Source organism: Candidatus Methylomirabilota bacterium (assembly GCA_035936835.1).
GTDB lineage: Bacteria > Methylomirabilota > Methylomirabilia > Rokubacteriales > CSP1-6 > AR37.
In genome coordinates this window covers 1-17,925 of the sequence record DASYVT010000114.1, presented here as the reverse complement: position 1 = coordinate 17,925, position 17,925 = coordinate 1, and the positions used below count along the sequence as shown (strand labels likewise).

Sequence of the window (17,925 nt, the reverse complement as noted above, 5' to 3'; positions counted from 1 at the left end):
ATGCGCGCCCACCCGGTGATCATCTCGGTCGGATCCCACGTGCCCATCTGGGTGCGGTGCTCCTTGAGGGCGGCGAGTTTGACTGAGAGGACCTCCGAGATGTCGATGAAGGTGTCGGGCGACTCCGAGCCGTGGATGAACACCGCCTGGACCTTGTGGGGTTCGAGTCCCTCGTCGAGAAGCTCGGGGAAGATGAGCCGCGTCTCGGCCGAGGGGAAGACGGCGTCGAGGGCGGCGTCGGACGCGGCGCGGTGGTCGGGGTGGTTCAGGTACATGGCACCGTAGAAGCGCACCGTCGGATCTCCGCACACCACCGCGTCGGGACGGTGGCGGCGGATGACCCGCGTCAGCTCCCGCCGCAGCGCGAGCGAGGCCTCGAGCATGCCGTCCTCGTAACCGAGGAAGACCACCTCGGAGACGCCGAGCACGCGGCAGGCCTGCCGCTGCTCCTCCTCGCGGATCGGCACCAGCGCGTCCCGCGTTATGTTCGGGGGTGTGTGTTCGTTGGAGCCGGCGCCGCCGCTGGTGATGCACACCGTGACGACATGGCTGCCCGCCCGCGCCCACTTCGCCAGCGTGCCGCCCACGGTGAACTCCTGGTCGTCCGGATGCGCGTGGATGGAGAGCACCCGGGCAGGGGCGGTCGGCTCGCGGGTGTCCGATTTCGCCGGTTCGGCGCGCTCCGGGATGCCGGGGGTGGGGGCGTCTTTCTCTGGCTCGGCCGGCATCATGGTCTCCAGCGTCTACTATCTATCGGCTGTCAAGGGCGGACCGTGTCCCGGATCGCGGCGAACACCAGCGCGGGGGTCAGCGGAAGGACCGTGATGCCGACTCCCAGGTCGCGGAGCGCGTCGGAGACGGCGTTGGCGATGGCGCCGCCCAGGCCCGGATTGCCGCACTCGCCCAAGCCCCGCAGGCCGAGCGGGTTCGTCGTCGCCCGGACTTCCTGGTAGAAGCCCTCCACGGGCGGGACGTCCTGCGCGTACGGCAGGGCGTAGTCCATGAGCGTGCCCGAGAGGAGCTGCCCGCCGGCGTCGTACTCGAGCGTTTCGTGCAGCGTGTTGCCGATGCCGAAGGCGACGCCGCCGACGAGCTGCGCGTCGACGAGGGCGGGGTTGACGGCGCGGCCGACGTCGGCGCCGATCACGACGCGCGTGAGACGCACGGCGCCGGTCTCGACGTCCACGTCGGCGATCACCCCGACCGCGCACCCCGCATACGTGATCTTCGGCACGTTGAACGAGGCGCCCACGGCGAGCCGTCGCTCGGCGGCAAGCTCGGCGAGCGTGACGCGGCGGCCGGGCGCCTCGAGCGTTCCGGCGGCGTACCCGACCTCGGCCTCCGGCACGCCCCACTTGGCGGCCGCCCTCGACGTTGCCTCGTCGACGAGCTTCACCGCGGCCATGGCGACGGCATTCCCCGCCGTCACCGTGCCGCGCGAGCCGTACGTGCCGACGCCGCTCTCGATGTTGGACGTATCGGCGTGGCGTACCTCGAAGCGGTCGGCTGTCACGCCGAGGGTCTCGCCCAGGATCTGGGCGAGCACCGTCTCGAGCCCGGGCCCCATGGACGAGGCGCCGGTGTCGACGGTGAACCGCCCGTCGGCCCGCGCCTCGAGATGGGCGGTCTCGAACGGCCCGAGGCCGGTCTTCTCCACGTAGACCGAGAGCCCGATGCCCCGCCGCGGTCCCGGCCGCGCGTTGCGCGCCGCCTGCTCCTCGCGCGCGCGATCGTAGTCCAGGCGGCGCAGCAGCTCGTCGAAGAGCGCCGGGTAGTCGCCCGAGTCGTAGACGGTGTTCGCGCCGAATGACTTGGTGCCGCAATCGTAGGGCATCTCGTCGGCGCGGATCAGGTTGCGCCGCCTGATCTCGGCCGGATCGAGACCGAGCCGGGCGGCCCCGAGGTCCATCAGGCGTTCGCGGGCGAAGTTGCACTCGGGGCGCCCGGGGGAGCGAAGCGTCCCCGCGGGCGTCTTGTTGGTGACGACCGACCAAAGATCGCAGGCATAGCTGGGCACGCGATACGGACCCGGGAGGAGCGCCGCGCCGAATTCAGCGGGCACCAGGGCCGCCGTCCTCACGTACGCGCCGATGTCGGCAAAGATCAGGGCCCGCAGGCCGAGGATGCGCCCGGCTCCGTCGAAGCCCATCTCGACCTGGTACTCGACCTGGCGCGCGTGGTTCGTCGCCATCAGGCTCTCGCGGCGCTCCTCGATCCACCGGACCGGGCGGCCGAGCTTCATGGCCGCGAGCGGCACCAGGATGTCCTCGGGGTAGAGCTCGCCGCGCACGCCGAATCCGCCTCCCACGTCCACCTCGGTCAGGCGAAGGGCGCCGAGCGGGATCCCGAAGATCGGAGCCAGGATGCTCCGGTTGATGTGGATGCACTTGGTCGATCCGATGAGGTGGAGCTCTCCGCCGGCGGGATCCGGCGGCACGGCGACGAGCCCCCGCGTCTCGAGGGCCGCCGCGGTCTGCCGCGGATAGACGAACCGCTCGCGAATGACCACGGCCGCCGCGGCGAGCGCCGCGTCGACGTCGCCGACCCGCATCGCGATCACGGCGACATTGTTGGACTCGGTGCGGGGGAAGAGGAGCGGCGCGCCGGGCGCGAGCGCCCCCGCCACGGTTGCGCAGACGGGCAGGGGATCGTAGACGACGTCGATCAGCTCGAGCGCGTCCTCCGCGACGTAGCGGTCATCGGCCACGACCAGGGCCACCGGCTCGCCCACGTACCGGACGACGGAACGGGCGATCGCGGGCTGGAGATAGCGCTCGGTTCCGGGCGGCGCTCCCACGCGGTTCGGGATGACGGCGGCCTCGGGCACGTCAGCGGCCGTCAGCACGGCGCGCACGCCCGGCAGCTCGAGCGCCCGCTTGGCGTCTATCCCGACCAGCCGGGCGTGGGCGTGGCGCGAGCGGAGCACCGCCGCGTGGAGCATGCTGGGCACGCGGACATCGGCCACGAAGCATCCAGCTCCCGCGGCGAGCCGATCGCCGCCGATGCGGTAGTGGGAAGCGCCGATCATGCTGCCCTCCTGTGAGATGGACGGCCGCTTGTGCGGTGGACGGTGGAGCGCGCGGAACCTATAGCATGGCCGCCGCCGGAAGAAAAGAGGACCCGGTGCGGCGCGGTGCTCCCGCGGCCCTTGACGACGCCCCTGTCCCGGGGCAGTATCGCCGCAGGAGCCGGATCAAAGCCGGGCGGTCTCGGCTCCGGGGCCGGCGGTCGACGACGCTGGGGTCTTTCAGCGGGGCCTGGATGCCCGCTGTATGGGGCCGCGTGATGCGACCTGGCGTTGGGTTTCCTATGGGCAGAGATCCTGGCTGGCGGCGCCAAGGGCTTCTACGCGCTCGGGTAGGCTACGGGCGCACAAGGGGGCAGACATGGCAAGGGTGATGGGGCTCGGACACGTCGGAATCTACGTGCGCGACCTCGACCGGATGGTCGCGTTCTACCGGGATGTCATGGGCATGCAGGTGACCAAGCAGAACTGGCGCGCGGGCGCCGTTTTTCTCAGCGCGGATCCGGAAGCGGTGGACCACGAGATCGCGCTCATGCGCGGGCGGCCCGACGGTACGGATCCCCATCTCATCCAGCAGATCTCCATGCGCGTGGCCACTCTCGACGACCTGCGGAGCTTTCGCCGGCGTCTGGTGGCCGAGGGTTACCTCATCGAAGGCGTCGTCAACCATGCCAGCGCCATCGGCTGCTACTTCTTCGACCCCGAAGGCAATCGCACCGAGGTGTTCTGGGTCACGGGCCGGCCCTGCTGGGTGCCCACCGTGAAGCCCATCGACATCGAGCAATCTGACGACGCGGTGCTGGCGGAGGTCGACCGCCTGTGGAATCAGCTCCGTGACGTGCCGGTCGGAGGGCGGACGTCCGAGGAGACCGCGACGCTCGATGTAGCTCGCAAGACCTAGCCCGAGGAGGGGGAGCCCAATGACGGTACAGCTCGATCGTCGTACATTCCTGATGGGTACTGGTACCGCGCTGGCGGTGACGACGCTGCCGAGCCCGGCGAGGGCGCAGGGCAAGCCGGTCCGCATCGGCCTGCTCACCGTGAAGACCGGACCGCTCGCCGCGGGCGGCATCCAGATGGAGCAGGGCACCATCCGCTTCCTCAAGGATCGCAACTACACGCTGGCCGGCCGCAAGGTCGAGCTCGTGGTGGCCGACACGGGCGGAAATCCCGCGGGCACCAAGACCAAGACCCAGGAGCTGACCGAGCGCGACAACGTCGACATGATCCTCGGTCCGCTCGCGGCCTTCGAGCTGCTCGCCATCACCGACTACACCGCGCAGGCGAAGATGCCGCTTCTGAGTCTGGCCGCCGCCGAGGACATGACCCAGCGCCGACCGAATCCCTACTTCATCCGGGCCTCCGCGACCTCCTCCCAGAACATGCACCCGCTCGCCGACTACGCCGCCAAGGAGCTGAAGTTCAAGCGCGTGATCACCATCGCGGACGACTTCGCCTTCGGCCACGAGCAGATGGCCGGCTTCCAGCGCGTCTTCGAGGATGCGGGCGGCCGGGTCGTGAAGAAGCTGTGGCCGCCGCTCGTGACTCCCGACTACACGCCGTATCTCGCGCAGATCAGCGGCGTCGACGCCGTCGTCCAGGGCTTCGCGGGATCGAACCCGCTGAAGTTCATGAAGCAGTACAAGGACCAGGGGCTCACGCTGCCCGTGCTCGGCGGGGGGACGGCCTGCGACGATGCGCTCCTCAAGAGCTACGGCGACGAGGCGATCGGGCTGATCTCCTGCTCGTTCTACACGGGCGATCTCGACACGCCGAGCAACAAGCGGCTCGTCGACGGGATGGTGAAAGACTACGGCAATATCCCGGGTCTCTACGCGGCCGGCCTCTACATCAACGGCATGATCGCGGAGGCGGCGCTCGAGAAGACAGGCGGGAAGACGGAGGACCGGGAAGCCTTTAACCGGGCGCTCCGCGCGGTGTCGCTCACCGACACGCCGCGCGGGCCCTTCACCTTCGATCGCTTGGGAAACGTCGTCGGCGCCTTCTACATCCGCCGCTGCGAGAAGAAGGGGGACAAGCTCGTCAATACGACGATCAAGACCTATCCCAAGGTGAGTCAGTTCTGGACCTATGACGAAAAGTGGTTCCTCTCGCAGCCCGTCTACTCGCGGGACTATCCGCCGCTGAAGAGCTGAAGATCACAGGAGGGGGCCTCGGCGGCCCCCTCCCGACCTCCCCCAAGAACAGAGTTGCGGCGGTAAAGCCGCCGCTCGGAACGGAACGCATGAACTTGTGGGTGGTGTTGGCCGTCAACAGCATCACGCTCGGCGGCCTTCTCTTTCTCCTGTCCGCCGGCTTCTCGCTGATCTTCGGGCTGATGAAAATTCCGAACCTGGCGCACGGCTCGTTCTTCATGCTGGGCGCCTACTTCGCCACTAGCCTGATCGCGCGCGGGTTCAATTTCTGGGCGGCCGCCCTCGTCGGGGGGCTGCTTGTCGCCGCCTTCGGCGGCATCGTCGAGCGCCTCATCCTGCGCCGATTGGCCGGCGCGGAGCTGGCGCAGGTCCTGGTCACCCTCGGGCTCTCCTTCATGGTCGCCGACGTCTGCCTCATGGTGTGGACCGGTGATCCCATCCGCATCGACACGCCGAGAGGTCTGCGTGGCGCGACTTCTCTGCTGGGGCTGGGCTTCCCCACGTATCGCCTCGCAATCAGCCTCATCGCCGTGATCTTCGCGGCCGCGCTGTGGGCGTTGCTCGACCGGACGCGGCTCGGCGCCATGATCCGCGCCGGCGTCGACGATCCGTCCATGGCTCGGGTGGTGGGCATCCGGGTCTCGCGGCTCTTTACCATCGTCTTCTGCCTGGGGGCATGGCTGGCCGGCTTTGCCGGCGTCATCGGCGGCCCCATCCTCTCCGTCTATCCGGGGCTCGACCAGGAGATGCTGCCCCTGGCTCTCGTCGTCGTCATCCTGGGCGGGAGCGGCAGCCTGCTCGGCTCGCTCGTGGGTAGCTTCGTGGTCGGCTTCCTCTACAACTTCGGCCAGGCCATGTTTCCCGAGCTCGCGTACGTCGTGCTCTTCCTGCCCATGCTCATCGTGCTGGTGGTGCGGCCCCAGGGCCTCTTCGGACGGCAGGCGCTGTGAGGCGGCTCGCCTCGACCGCCGCCCTCGCCATCCTCGCGGCGGTTCCCCTCTGGGTCGGCGGCACCTTCTACGTCAATATCGCGAGCCAGATCCTCTTCTACGCGATCCTCGCGCTCGGCGTGAACGTGCTGGTCGGCCATGCCGGGCTCGTCACGCTCGGCCACGCGGGGCTTTTCGGCATCGCCGCCTACGCCGCTGCGAAGATCATGAATGCCGGCTATGGCCACGTCACGGTGGCCACCGGCGCCCTCTTGGTGACGCTCGTGGCCGCCGCGATCTTCGCCGTGCTGGCCCTGCGCGGCACCGGGCTCGGCTTCGTCATGATCACGGTGGCTCTCGGCCAGATCGTCTGGGGGGTCGCCTATCGCTGGATCAGCCTCACCAACGGCGACAACGGCATCTCCATCACCGGCCGCCCGAGCCCGCTCGGGCTGTCGCTGACCACGCCCGCGCGCTTCTACTGGGCGACCCTCATTGTGTTCGTGATCGCCGTCATCTCCATGGCTATCTTCGTCGCCTCGCCGTTCGGGGCGAGCGTGCGCGGCACCCGCGATCAGCCGCGGCGCATGAACGCGCTTGGCTACCACGTCTGGATGATCCGTTTTCTCGCCTTTCTCTTCTCGGCCTTCTGGAGTGGCGTGGCCGGACTGCTCTATCTCTACTACAACCAGTTCGTGAGCCCGCAGGCGGTGGCCCTCACCGCCTCCGCGGAGGCGCTCCTGATGGTGATCGCGGGCGGCTCGGCCACGCTGCTCGGGCCCATTGTCGGCGCGGGGCTGGTCGTGCTGATCAAGAACGTGGCGAGCGGCTACATCGAGCGCTGGAACTTCGTCCTCGGCGCCATCTTCGTCGCCATTGTCGTGTTCATGCCGGAAGGGCTGGTGCCGGGTGTGGCCCGGCTCGCGCGGCGGGTCCGCGGGCGATGAGCGCGCTGGCCGTCCGCGGGCTCGAGAAGCGGTTCGGCGGCCTCCGCGTCACGGCGGAGGTGAATCTGGGCGTCGAGGCCGGCGAGCGCCGTCTCATCATCGGCCCGAACGGCGCCGGCAAGACGACGCTGTTCAATCTCATCACCGGCGAGCTCAGCCCGGACGGCGGGTCGGTCACCCTCTTCGATCGGGACATCACCCGCGTCCCTAGCCGTCGGCGGACCCATCTCGGCATCGCCCGCACCTATCAGATCATCACGCTGTTCCAGGGCGAGACGCTGTTGCGCAACATCACCTTGTCATTGCTCGGCCTGTCTCGCCTTCGCTGGAACCCGTTCGTCAGGCTCGCGAAGCGAGAGAGTCTGGTGGACCAGGCGCACGCAACGCTGGCGCGGGTTGGCCTCGACCATCTTGCCGAGCGTCCACTCGCTCAGACGTCCTACGGCGAGCGCCGCCGCGCCGAGATTGCCATGGCCCTGGCGCAAAACCCGAGGGTCCTGCTGCTCGACGAGCCGTTCGCGGGCCTGTCGATCGACGAGCGGCGTGACGTGCTCCGGCTCGTCACGAGCATCCCCCGTGACGTGACGATCGTGATGATCGAGCACGATATGGACGTGGCTCTCGACTTCGCTGAGCGGATCACCGTCCTGCATTTCGGCAAAGTCATCGTCGAGGGAACGCGCGGCGAGGTGGTCGCCCATCCACGGACCAAGGAGATCTACCTTGGCGAGTGACGCGCTCGCGCTGAGCGAGATCGACGCCTTCTATGGCGACAGCCATGTGCTGCACCGGGTGTCGCTGCATCTGGGCGAAGGCCGGCTCCTCGGTCTGCTCGGCCGTAACGGCGCCGGCAAGTCGACATCCATGAACGTGACGGTCGGCCTGCTCCCCCCGCGCCACGGCGCCGTCACCGTCTTTGGAAGCGCGGTCACCGGCCGCGCCCCCGAGGCCATCGCCGCGCAGGGCGTGGCCCTGGTACCGCAGGGGCGCCGCGTCTTTCGCAGCCTCACCGTTCGGGAAAACCTGGCCGTGGCCGGGCGCAAGCCGCGGAGCCGCCTGCCCATGCTGTGGACGCTCGAGACGGTCTTCGCCCTCTTCCCGGTCCTTCGCGAGCGCCACCAGCAGATCGCCGGCTCTCTCTCCGGCGGCGAGCAGCAGATGCTCGCGATCGGCCGGGCCCTGATGTCGAACCCGCGCGTGCTCTTGATGGACGAGCCGTCGGAAGGCCTGGCCCCGCAGATCGTGGCCGAGGTCATGTCGACCATCCGGCGCCTCAAGGAGCAGGGGCTGTCCATCGTGCTCGTCGAGCAGAACGCCAAGCTGGTCTTCGACGTGGCCGACGACATCGTCATCCTCAATAGCGGCCACGTGGCGGTCCAGGGATCGGCGGCCGAGCTGCGCCAGCGCGGCATCGACCTGAGCCAGCACCTGGGCATCTACTGATCCGTCGGGAAGAGCCGACGACGACGCCCAGGGTGTCGATGAGAAAACGCAGGGCCTCCTCGGTGTAGACGATGCAGTCGTAGTAGAAACGATTGAGGTAGGCGCTCTGCACGTGGTGACATTTTCATAGACCAACAGCACCCGCGCAGGTTCCCATTTGACGCGGCCGCGGCGATCTGGCAGGATCGCCGCGGCGCCATGGAAGGGAGGCTCGGACGTGAAAGGTAAACGGACGCTCGCCCTGTCTTGCCTGCTCTCGCTGTGCCTCCTCCCCGCGGGCGGCTCCGTCGCCCCGGTGTCAGCCCAAGCCAAGCCTGAAGGAGAGATGCGCTGGGCGCTGTACGTGACGCTGGCGCCGGCCTGGTTCGACCCGGGCGAGTCTGTCGTGGGCGTGATCACGCCCTTCTGGGTCCTGTACGCCCTCCACGACGCGCTCGTCAAGCCCATGCCCGGCAACCAGCTGACGCCGAGCCTCGCCGAGTCGTGGACGGTGAGCGCGGATCAGCGCGTCTACGAGTTCAAGCTGCGCGAGGGCCTCCGGTTCCACAACGGTGATCCCTTCACCGCCGAGGACGTGAAGTTCAGCTTCCATCGGACCAAGGGCGCCAAGAGTCTCCAGGAGAAAGTCCGGGACGTCACGATCGTCGATCCCTACCGCGTCCGGTTCCAGCTGCACGAGCCCTTTCCGGATTTCATGGCCTACTACGGCACGTTCGCGACCGGGGCGGGCTGGATCGTGCCCAAGAAGTATTTCGAGCAGGTCGGGGCCGACGGCTTCAAGAAGCATCCCATCGGACTCGGGCCGTACAAGTTCGTGAGCAACACGCCTGGCATCGAGCTGGTCATGGAAGCGTACGAGGGTTACTGGCGGAAAGTCCCCTCGGTCAAGCGGCTGGTCTACAAGAGCATTCCCGACGCGACCACGCGGATGGCCATGCTGAAGAGGGGCGAGGTGGATCTCGCGTATCTCCTGGATGGCCCGCAGGCGCAGGATATAAAGCGCGATCCCACTCTCAAGCTCGCCTTCTCCGGAGGCATCGGGACCTTCTACGTGGATTTCCTCGACCAGTGGGATCCCAAGTCACCGTGGCACGACCGGCGGGTGCGGCTGGCCGCCATGCACGCCATCGACAGCCGCGCGGTGAACGAGGCCGAGAATCTCGGAGCCTCCCGGCTCACCGGCAGCATCGTGCCGAGAAAGTTCGACTTCGCGCTTCCCCTTGAGCCCTACGCGTACGATCCCGCGAAGGCGAAACAGCTCCTCGCCGAGGCCGGTTACCCGAACGGCTTCGACGCCGGCGATCTGTATCCGTGGCCTCCCTATTTCTCCATGGTCGAGGCGATCGGAGGAATGCTCGGGACCGTGGGGATCAAGACGAAGCTGCGGACGATGGAGCGCGCGGCCTTCTACTCGGCGCTGGCCTCGAAGAAGCTCCACGGGCTGTGCGTCTGCATCAACGCGGTGTACGGCAACGCGGCCTCGCGTATGGCAGAACTTGTGCCGAGCGACGGCGCCTTCGCCTACGGCGGCTATCCCGACATCGACGCGCTCTACAAGCAGCAGGCCCGCGAGACCGACCGGAAGAAGCGCGAAGCGATCCTGCACCAGATCCAGCGGCTCCTCCACGAGCGCGTCCGCTTCGGGCCCATTTACGAGTACATCTGGCCGAGCGGCGTCGGGCCGCGGGTCGCGGAGCCCGCGCTCATGCTGATCGATCCCTACCCCTGGTCGGCGCCCCTCGAGGACGTGCGCCTCAAGAGGAATTGAGCCCGGATTTCCGATATCACGGGTGAACGCGCGAGGTAGCATGGCTCAGCTGCCGCGAAAAGACGCGGCCCCCAAGGCTCCTGGCTGGTTCGGAGGGCGCGCGGCTCACTCAGCAGCGTCAGAGGAAGAGAAAATGGGTCCATATCGGGAATCCCGGCTCAGAGGCCGGGAAACACATCGGGTTGGCCGCGGAGGCCCAGGTGATATCTTGCAGCGCCTCGCGGTGTATCACGGCAAGGGAACGAAGGCGCGCCCTGCAAGTTCGCGGAAACACGGGTGCCGACGGAGCCCGGCCGGGCTCGTTCGTCGTGCTATACAGAACTACGCAGTCAGATAACGCAGTTCAAGATACTGAGCGTTATGCGTACCGCGTGGGGTCGGCAGGTTGGAGGGTTTCCATGGTCGTCGCTGCGTGCGCTATGCTGAAGCGCCTACGATCACCCGAAAGGTGAGCATGACCGCTTTACGCTTCCTCGTTGCGGGCCTCCTTAGCCTCGGCCTCCTCACCGGTCCGATCGCCGCCGATGCGCAGCAGGCGGCGAAGGTCACTCGGATTGGATTCCTGGGTGCTACCACCGCTTCCAGTTGGGCGAGCCGGGTAGAGGCATTTCGGTTGGGCCTTCGTGACCTCGGTTACGTGGAGGGCAAGAACATCGTCATTGAGTTCCGCTGGGCCGAGGAAAAGTACGGTCGGCTCCCTGACCTGGCGGCCGAGCTGGTTTGTCTCAAGGTCGACCTCCTTGTGACCTATGGGACACCGGGGACCCTTGTGGCCAAGCGTGCGACCACGAAGATTCCGATCGTCATGGTGCACAGCGGCGACGCCGTTGCCGCAGGCATCGTCGCTGGCCTCGCGCGGCCGGGCGGGAACATCACCGGATCGACCTACTTCCTTCCCCAACTCATGGCGAAACGCCTCGAGCTGCTCAAGGCTGCCATGCCGCACATCACCCAGGTGGCGATCCTCGTGAAACCAGACAATCCCTTCTTCGTGCCGGCGCTCCAAGGGCTGGAGTATCCAGCCCGCGCGTTGAAGATCGGGTTGCAACAATTTGACGCGCGCGGCCCAAACGAGCTCCAAGCTGCTTTTTCAGCAATGGCCAAAGGACGCGTTGACGCGGTTTTGGTGTTGGAGGACGCGGTGTTCGTCACCAACGTAAGGGCGATCGCCGACCTTGCCGCGAAGCATCGGCTCCCCTCGGCTGGATTCATTGAGTTAGCCGAAGCTGGCGGCCTGATCGGCTACGGGGTGAATTTTCTCGAAATGTATCGCCGCGCGGCCGTCTTTGTGGACAAAATTCTCAAGGGTGCCAAGCCCGCCGGGATCCCGGTCGAGCAGGCAACCAAGTTCGATTTCGTTATCAACGTTAAGACGGCCAAGGCTATCGGTCTCACGATCCCGCCGTCCCTGCTCTTACGAGCGGACCGGGTGATTGAGTGACAGCGCGTGTTGTCCTCCTCGGAGCCGACGGAGCGCATAACCTCGCAGTGGAGCGGACGCGCTTGGCGCGCCGCTCACCACGGCGTTATGCGACAGGTGCTGTCCGGCGCACACGAGAAGGAGGGTGTCTCATGCTTTTAGATCCAGCCCGGTCCCGTCCGTGGGTGCTCTTGTCACTAGTGCTGAGCTTGGCCGGCTGTAGCCAGGCGCCCGTCCAGCCATCATCGCCAGCCATGTCGTTCCCGGCGGCAGCTACGGCGCCAGCACCTCGTTTGGCCAGCGAGCCACTTGCCGTCCAAACGCGAGATGTCGACTATCTGCAGGTCGACGGGAAGACCTTCCAGGCCACCATCTACCAGCCTGAGGGGACAGGTCCTTTCCCTGCCATCCTGGATGTTCATGGCGGAAACTGGGTGCGTGAGGATGTCCGTCGAGATGAACACGCGCTCATGAACAAAGCCCTCGCTGCGATGGGCATAGTCGTCGTCGCCATCGACTTTCGCCAGAGTCCCCAACACCACTACCCCGACTCCGTTGCGGACGTCCACTTCGCACTCCGCTGGCTTCGCGCCAACGCGTCGAGATTCAATGCCTCTCCGCACGCCGTGGGCGTGTTCGGTTCTTCGAGCGGCGGACATCTCGTCTTACTGAGCAGCATGCGCTCCTCAGACCCTCGCTACGCGGCGCTGCCATTGCCGGGGATTGCACCGGACAGCGCCACTCCCGACTACATCATCCTCGCCTACCCGATGTCAGACCCGCTCGGTCGACGCGCGTATAACCAGCAGGCCGGCAACAATGCAGTGTTGAAAGGCTTCGACATCTATTTTTCGCCGCCCGGGAGCCTTCAAGAGGGTAATCCGCAGCTCATCTTGCAGCGTCGCGAGCCGGTCAATGTGCCACCGGTGCTGTTGCTCCAGGGCACCGCGGACGGGAATGGCCCGGAGATGCAGCAGCGATTCGCTGCTGCATATCAAGCTGCGGGCGGCAAGCTTCAGCTGGAGCTACTGCCTGGCGCTCCCCACAACTTTGTCAATACGGCCGGAGTCAACGTGGATCGTGCGCTCGCCCTGGTGAAAGCGTTCATCGGGCAACGGCTGGCTGGGCAATAGCGGCACCGATCCGGGCACGCGGCAATCCGCATAACAACATGTTCGAACGGACCGCTGGCTCGCATTCGCTCGCCGCGGCCGTTCAACATGAGCGTTAGGCAGAGGGGTATTAACCGGAGGGAGACGCCGCAGTAAATGGTGTACGCTCTCCACAACACAAGGAGGGGGCCATGAACCGACGCCAGTTCCTCAAGCTTGGAGCCGTGACGGGTGGCGCGGTTGCGCTCGGCGGCGTGACGCGTATCGGCAGTCGCGCAGCCTTGGCGCAGAGCGGAGCGGTGCCCACGGTCGACCGCCTCGTTATGACCAATGTCGTCGACAACATCTACGACATCTTCGCCAAGGGCGGGAAGCTCGACACGATCACCGTCCAGCGCACGCCCCCTCCGGCCGGCCATCCCCTCCTGGCCGAGCACGGTCTCGCCTACCACCTCGAATCGATCCGCGGCCCAGAGCGGCGCGAGATCCTGTTGGACTTCGGCTACCGGGAGACAAGCCTGCTGAACAACTACGCCGTGCTCAAGGTGGAGCCGGCGAAGGCCGACGCGCTGATCCTGAGTCACGGTCACCTCGACCACTACGGCGCCCTGCCGGATCTCGCCAGAGTCGCCCAAGGCAAGCTGAAGCCCGGCCTCACCCTTTATGCGGGTGGCGAGGACACCTTCTGCCACCGCATGGTGGTGACACCGGCTGGTACCACGCTGGACGGCGGGCAGCTCGACCGCGCCGGCCTTGAGGCGCGCGGTCTCAGAGTCGTCCTCGCCAAGCAGCCGACAGTGGTCGCCGGCCACGCCATCACCTCGGGACAGATTTCGAGGACGACCGACTTCGAGAAGCCGCCGGCCGCCGCCCGCCTCGTCGCGGGCGCGATGGACTCCGCGTGCTCGGCGACCCATTTCGGCGCCATGAAGGTCGAGGCCAAGGCTGGCGAGCTGGTGCCCGACAACTTCCAGGGTGAGCACGCCACGGCGTATCACGTGAAAGACCGCGGGCTCGTCGTCATAACGTCCTGCGGCCACGCCGGTGTGATCAACTCGGTACGCCAGATCCAGAAGGCCACGGGCGTCGAAAAGATTCACGCGATCGTGGGCGGCTTCCATCTCGCCCCGGCCCCCGACGAGATCGTCGCCAAGACCGTCGCGGCATTCAAGGAGATCAACCCCGACTACATCATTCCCATGCACTGCACGGGCATGAACACCATCATCGCAGTCCACCGTGAGATGCCGGCGAAGCTCGTCATGCCGTCGACGGGCACGCGGGTGATCTTCGGTGCCTAAGCCCATCCTCGTGGCGCGAACCGCGCCGAGCGGTTGGCGCGGGGCCTCGCCCCGCGACAGAGCCCGCTCCGGCGCAGACGTTGCTCGGGATCGTGGACGGCCCATCGCTCACTACCACCTGGACGCGGCGCCTGCCTAACCAGCGGCTGGAGCGGTCCGGCGGGAAGCCCGCTCGTCGTTGCCAGGTGCGCTCGACCGCCGGCCGCTCAGCCGCCGCGTTAGCGTGCAAGGGCTCGGCTTGGCGGTCATTGAGAGGCCCGGACTAGACGGAGGCGGCTCCCGTGAACTGATGACCGAGCGTTTTCATGCACCGGGAGGTGTTAGGACGGGTGGGCAGCGGTCAGAAAACTCCGCGCTGTCATCGACGTGATGGAACCCGACCGGCTGGCAGTCCGAGCAGGAGGCATCGCAATGCTAGCGGACCAGCACGCCACCCAGCGGATTCCTGGGTACTGTGCGCTGTGTATCTCGCGGTGCGGTTCGATCGCCATCGTCGAGAATGGTCGCTTCGTGGCTCTGGAGCCGGATCCGTCGCACCCCACCGGCCAGGCGCTCTGTGCCAAGGGACGAGCCGCGCCGGAGCTCGTCTATCACCCGGACCGGCTGCTCTATCCGCGGAAGCGGACGCGCCCGAAGGGCGATCCGGACCCGGGCTGGCAACGGATCAGCTGGGACGAGGCCCTCGACCTGACCGCCACCGGGCTCCGGCGGCTGTCCGAGCGACACGGGCCTGAGAGCGTCGTGTTCAGCGTGGTCTCGCCGTCCACGTCGGCGATAGCGGACTCGGTGGCCTGGATCCAGCGCTTGATGCGGGCGTTCGGCAGCCCGAACCTCTGCGGGTCGATGGAACTGTGCGGCTGGGGGCGAGGCTTTGCCCCCCGCTACACCTACGGCGTAGGCATGGGCACGGCGGGCGCCCATATGCCGGATCTCGAGAACGCCGGCTGCATCCTGTTCTGGGGGTATAACCCAAGCCTCGCCCGGCTCGCTCACGCGACCGCGACTGTGGCGGCGCTCAAGCGCGGCGCTCGCCTGATCGTGGTCGATCCGCGTCGCGTCGGGTTCGCCAGCAAGGCCGACGTCTGGCTGCGAGTGCGGCCCGGCAGTGACGGTGCGCTCGCGCTCGGGATCGCCAGCGTGATGATCGAGCGTGAGTGGTACGACCGCGCCTTCGTCCGCGACTGGACGAACGGGCCGCTGCTCGTCCGCTCGGACAACGGGCGACTGCTGACCGAGCGCGACCTCTCGCCCGAGGGGAGCGCGCGGAAGTACGTGGCCTGGGACGCAGCGACGCGGCGTCCACTCCTTTATGACCCAGCGCTCCGACGCTACGAGCGGGACGGCGCCGAGCCGGCCCTCTTCGGCGAGTACGAAATCGGCACACCGGCCGGCGAAGTCGCCTGTCGGCCCGCCTTCGATCTCTGCGCCGAGGTCTGTCGGCGCTACTCTCCCGAGGCGGTCGAGACGATCTGCGGGGTCAGGCGCGACCAGGTCGCGGGAGCCGCCCGGCTGCTCTGGGAAGCGCGGCCTGTCGCCTACTACGCCTGGAGCGGCCTCGAGCAGCACAGCAACGCCACCCAGATCGCGCGGGCGCTCTCCCTGCTCTACACCTTGACCGGCAGCTTCGACGCGCAGGGCGGCAACGTGCTTTTCCCGAGCGTGCCGGCCGCGAACGTCGCCGGCGAGGAACTGTTGTCGGCAGAGCAGCGCGCCCGAGCGCTCGGCCTGCCAGAGCGCCCTCTGGGCCCGTCCCGCTGGGAGTATGTCACGACGGACGAGGTGTACCGCGCCGTCCTGGAGCAACGACCCTACGCGGTGCGGGGGTTGGTGGGGTTCGGGGCCAATCTGCTCCTCGCCCACGCCGATGTCCACCGGGGGCGCGCGGCGCTGGCGGCGCTCGACTTCTACGTCCACGCCGACCTGTTCATGAACCCGACCGCCGAGCTGGCCGACGTCGTGCTGCCGGTCGCGACCCCCTTCGAGCGGGAGGGCCTCAAGATCGGCTTCGACGTGAGCCCGGCGGCGCAGTCGCTGGTGCAACTGCGGCGGCCGGTGGTCGAGCCACGCGGCGAGGCACGTTCCGATACGGAGATCGTGTTCGATCTCGCCTGCCGTCTCGGTCTCGGCGCTCACTTCTGGGAGGGTGACGTCGAGGCAGCCTACCGCTACCAGCTCGGCCCGTCCGGCGTGTCGCTCGAGGCGCTCCGCGAGAACCCGAAGGGGGTGCGGGTGCCGCTCCAGACGCGCTATCGAAAGTACGCCGAACAGAAAGAGGGCGTACCGAACGGCTTCGCAACGCCGACGCGCAAGATCGAGCTCTACTCCGAGACGTTTCTGGAGCACGGCTACCCGCCGCTGCCGGACCACGAGGAGCCGTTGATCGGTCCGCTGTCACGCCCGGAGCTGGCCGAGCGCTATCCGTTGATCCTGACCTGCGCCAAGCACACTCAGTTCTGCGAGAGCCAGCACCGCGCCCTGCCGAGCTTGCGGCGGCGTGCCCGCGACCCGGAGGTGGAGCTGCACCCGGCGGCCGCCGCCGAGCGCGACATCGGTCCGGGCGACTGGGTGACCATCGAGACCCCGGAGGGGCGCATCCGAGCGCGCGCGCGGCTGAACGAGAGTCTGGAGCCGAGCGTTGTCTGCGGCCAGCATGGTTGGTGGCAGGCCTGCCCGGAGATCGGGGCGCCTGGCTACGACCCCTTCGGTCCGGAGGGCGCCAACTTCAACCTCATCATCGGCAACGCGGCGATCGACCCGATCAGCGGGTCGGTCCCCCACCGCGCCTACCTCTGCCAGATCCGCCGCGCGGATTGAGTGTCCCAGCGGTGGCTTGGAGGGTAACGCCTTCATGCTAACTACCACCTGCAGCGGTCGCGCGCGAGACGCGCGCGCCGCTGAGGCGGAGCGTTCGGCGCGCGGAACCGACGACGCCAGCGAATTGCTGTAGTCGGCCATAGATGTTCTGGAGGCTGCCATGACGACTCTCCCAGAGACGAAGTACGCGAAGAGCGGGGACTACCACATCGCGTATCAAACAATCGGCACAGGGCCTCCTGACCTCGTGTTCATGCACGGGTGGATTTCGCACATTGAGCACATGTGGGAAGAGCCCCGCGTAGCGCGTTTCCTGGACCGTCTCGCGTCCTTCAGTCGTCTCATCTTGCTGGACAAGCGGGGGACGGGGATGTCGGACCCGTTCAAAGAGGGCGAAGTGCCGACGGTCGAACAGCACGCGGCCGATATCGAGGCAATCCTCGACGCTACCAAGACCGAGAAGGCGGTGGTGATGGGACTCGGCGAAGGGGGCGCGGCGGCCGCCTTTTTTGCGGCGACGCGACCGGAGCGAACGGTAGCCCTGGTCATGATCGACTCCTTTGCCAAGCTGGACTGGAACAAGAGCATCTACGCGCTGCTGTCGGACAAACCCGGACAGATCGAGGCCGTAACCTCGGCTTTTTACGAGCTGTTCGAGCGCGGCACCGGGCATGCCATATGGGCCCCAAGCTTTTCCCTCAGCGGCGCGGACGCCCGGGACTGGTCAAGGGCGGCTCGCTACCTTGTCTCTCCGGGCACGCTCCAGACGATCGTTCGCGCGGCCATCGAAATCGATATCACGGATGTGCTGGACCAGATCACCCTTCCCACTCTGATCATCCACCGGACCGGCGACCGGGTCGTCAATGTAAGCCATGGGCGCTTTCTTGCTGAGCGGATCCCCAGCGCGCTGTATGTCGAGCTGCCCGGCGACGACCACGTGGTCTGGACCGCAGACCAGGCGCGCATAGCCGAGCTGGTGCGGGACTTCATCGGAGGCAAACGCCCTC

At 67.3% G+C, this 17,925-nt stretch carries 14 protein-coding genes; 12 read left to right on the top strand and 2 right to left on the bottom strand.

Going from position 1 to position 17,925, the window contains the following annotated elements:
• Positions 1 to 731: PIG-L deacetylase family protein (locus tag VGV06_09240; GenBank protein HEV2055343.1), on the bottom strand; the 731-nt coding region annotated here is incomplete at its 3' end.
• A gap of 29 nt (positions 732 to 760) precedes the next feature.
• Positions 761 to 3,028, bottom strand: a complete 2,268-nt coding sequence (locus tag VGV06_09235) for a xanthine dehydrogenase family protein molybdopterin-binding subunit (protein HEV2055342.1) — start codon at positions 3,026 to 3,028, stop codon at positions 761 to 763.
• 358 nt (positions 3,029 to 3,386) lie between these two features.
• On the opposite strand from VGV06_09235, the gene VGV06_09230 reads away from it, so the two are divergent.
• From VGV06_09230 to VGV06_09175, 12 genes are all read left to right on the top strand, one after another.
• Positions 3,387 to 3,926, top strand: coding sequence for a VOC family protein (locus VGV06_09230; protein ID HEV2055341.1), 540 nt, complete (start codon positions 3,387 to 3,389; stop codon positions 3,924 to 3,926).
• A gap of 19 nt (positions 3,927 to 3,945) precedes the next feature.
• On the top strand, positions 3,946 to 5,181 hold the full coding sequence (locus VGV06_09225; protein HEV2055340.1) for an ABC transporter substrate-binding protein: 1,236 nt from the start codon (positions 3,946 to 3,948) through the stop codon (positions 5,179 to 5,181).
• An 89-nt stretch (positions 5,182 to 5,270) separates the two neighbouring features.
• Positions 5,271 to 6,131, top strand: a complete 861-nt coding sequence (locus tag VGV06_09220; GenBank protein HEV2055339.1) for a branched-chain amino acid ABC transporter permease — start codon at positions 5,271 to 5,273, stop codon at positions 6,129 to 6,131.
• Positions 6,128 to 7,057, top strand: a complete 930-nt coding sequence (locus VGV06_09215) for a branched-chain amino acid ABC transporter permease (protein HEV2055338.1) — start codon at positions 6,128 to 6,130, stop codon at positions 7,055 to 7,057. The genes VGV06_09220 and VGV06_09215 overlap by 4 nt, the downstream gene beginning before the upstream one ends.
• Entirely contained in the window at positions 7,054 to 7,791 is a 738-nt protein-coding gene (locus tag VGV06_09210; protein ID HEV2055337.1) for an ABC transporter ATP-binding protein, read from the top strand. Before VGV06_09215 ends, VGV06_09210 begins: the two co-directional genes overlap by 4 nt.
• Entirely contained in the window at positions 7,781 to 8,500 is a 720-nt protein-coding gene (locus VGV06_09205; GenBank protein ID HEV2055336.1) for an ABC transporter ATP-binding protein, read from the top strand. The genes VGV06_09210 and VGV06_09205 overlap by 11 nt, the downstream gene beginning before the upstream one ends.
• Before the next feature lie 217 nt (positions 8,501 to 8,717).
• Entirely contained in the window at positions 8,718 to 10,268 is a 1,551-nt protein-coding gene (locus tag VGV06_09200) for an ABC transporter substrate-binding protein (protein HEV2055335.1), read from the top strand.
• Positions 10,269 to 10,722: 454 nt separating this feature from the next.
• On the top strand, positions 10,723 to 11,709 hold the full coding sequence (locus tag VGV06_09195; protein HEV2055334.1) for an ABC transporter substrate-binding protein: 987 nt from the start codon (positions 10,723 to 10,725) through the stop codon (positions 11,707 to 11,709).
• A 233-nt stretch (positions 11,710 to 11,942) separates the two neighbouring features.
• On the top strand, positions 11,943 to 12,821 hold the full coding sequence (locus tag VGV06_09190) for an alpha/beta hydrolase (protein ID HEV2055333.1): 879 nt from the start codon (positions 11,943 to 11,945) through the stop codon (positions 12,819 to 12,821).
• A 170-nt stretch (positions 12,822 to 12,991) separates the two neighbouring features.
• Positions 12,992 to 14,101 (top strand): MBL fold metallo-hydrolase, encoded by a 1,110-nt coding sequence (locus VGV06_09185; protein HEV2055332.1) that lies wholly within the window; start codon positions 12,992 to 12,994, stop codon positions 14,099 to 14,101.
• A gap of 411 nt (positions 14,102 to 14,512) precedes the next feature.
• On the top strand, positions 14,513 to 16,915 hold the full coding sequence (locus tag VGV06_09180; GenBank protein HEV2055331.1) for a molybdopterin-dependent oxidoreductase: 2,403 nt from the start codon (positions 14,513 to 14,515) through the stop codon (positions 16,913 to 16,915).
• Between the two features lie 160 nt (positions 16,916 to 17,075).
• On the top strand, positions 17,076 to 17,925 hold an 850-nt coding region (locus VGV06_09175; GenBank protein HEV2055330.1), incomplete at its 3' end, for an alpha/beta hydrolase.

Excerpts from the sequence above, each read along its gene's own strand:
- VGV06_09230 (HEV2055341.1), top strand. The coding sequence starts at position 3,387 with ATGGCAAGGGTGATGGGGCTCGGACACGTCGGAATCTACGTGCGCGAC.
- VGV06_09195 (HEV2055334.1), top strand. The coding sequence starts at position 10,723 with ATGACCGCTTTACGCTTCCTCGTTGCGGGCCTCCTTAGCCTCGGCCTC.
- VGV06_09225 (HEV2055340.1), top strand. The coding sequence starts at position 3,946 with ATGACGGTACAGCTCGATCGTCGTACATTCCTGATGGGTACTGGTACC.
- VGV06_09190 (HEV2055333.1), top strand. The coding sequence starts at position 11,943 with ATGTCGTTCCCGGCGGCAGCTACGGCGCCAGCACCTCGTTTGGCCAGC.
- VGV06_09210 (HEV2055337.1), top strand. The coding sequence starts at position 7,054 with ATGAGCGCGCTGGCCGTCCGCGGGCTCGAGAAGCGGTTCGGCGGCCTC.
- VGV06_09180 (HEV2055331.1), top strand. The coding sequence starts at position 14,513 with ATGCTAGCGGACCAGCACGCCACCCAGCGGATTCCTGGGTACTGTGCG.
- VGV06_09185 (HEV2055332.1), top strand. The coding sequence starts at position 12,992 with ATGAACCGACGCCAGTTCCTCAAGCTTGGAGCCGTGACGGGTGGCGCG.
- VGV06_09235 (HEV2055342.1), bottom strand. The coding sequence starts at position 3,028 with ATGATCGGCGCTTCCCACTACCGCATCGGCGGCGATCGGCTCGCCGCG.
- VGV06_09220 (HEV2055339.1), top strand. The coding sequence starts at position 5,271 with ATGAACTTGTGGGTGGTGTTGGCCGTCAACAGCATCACGCTCGGCGGC.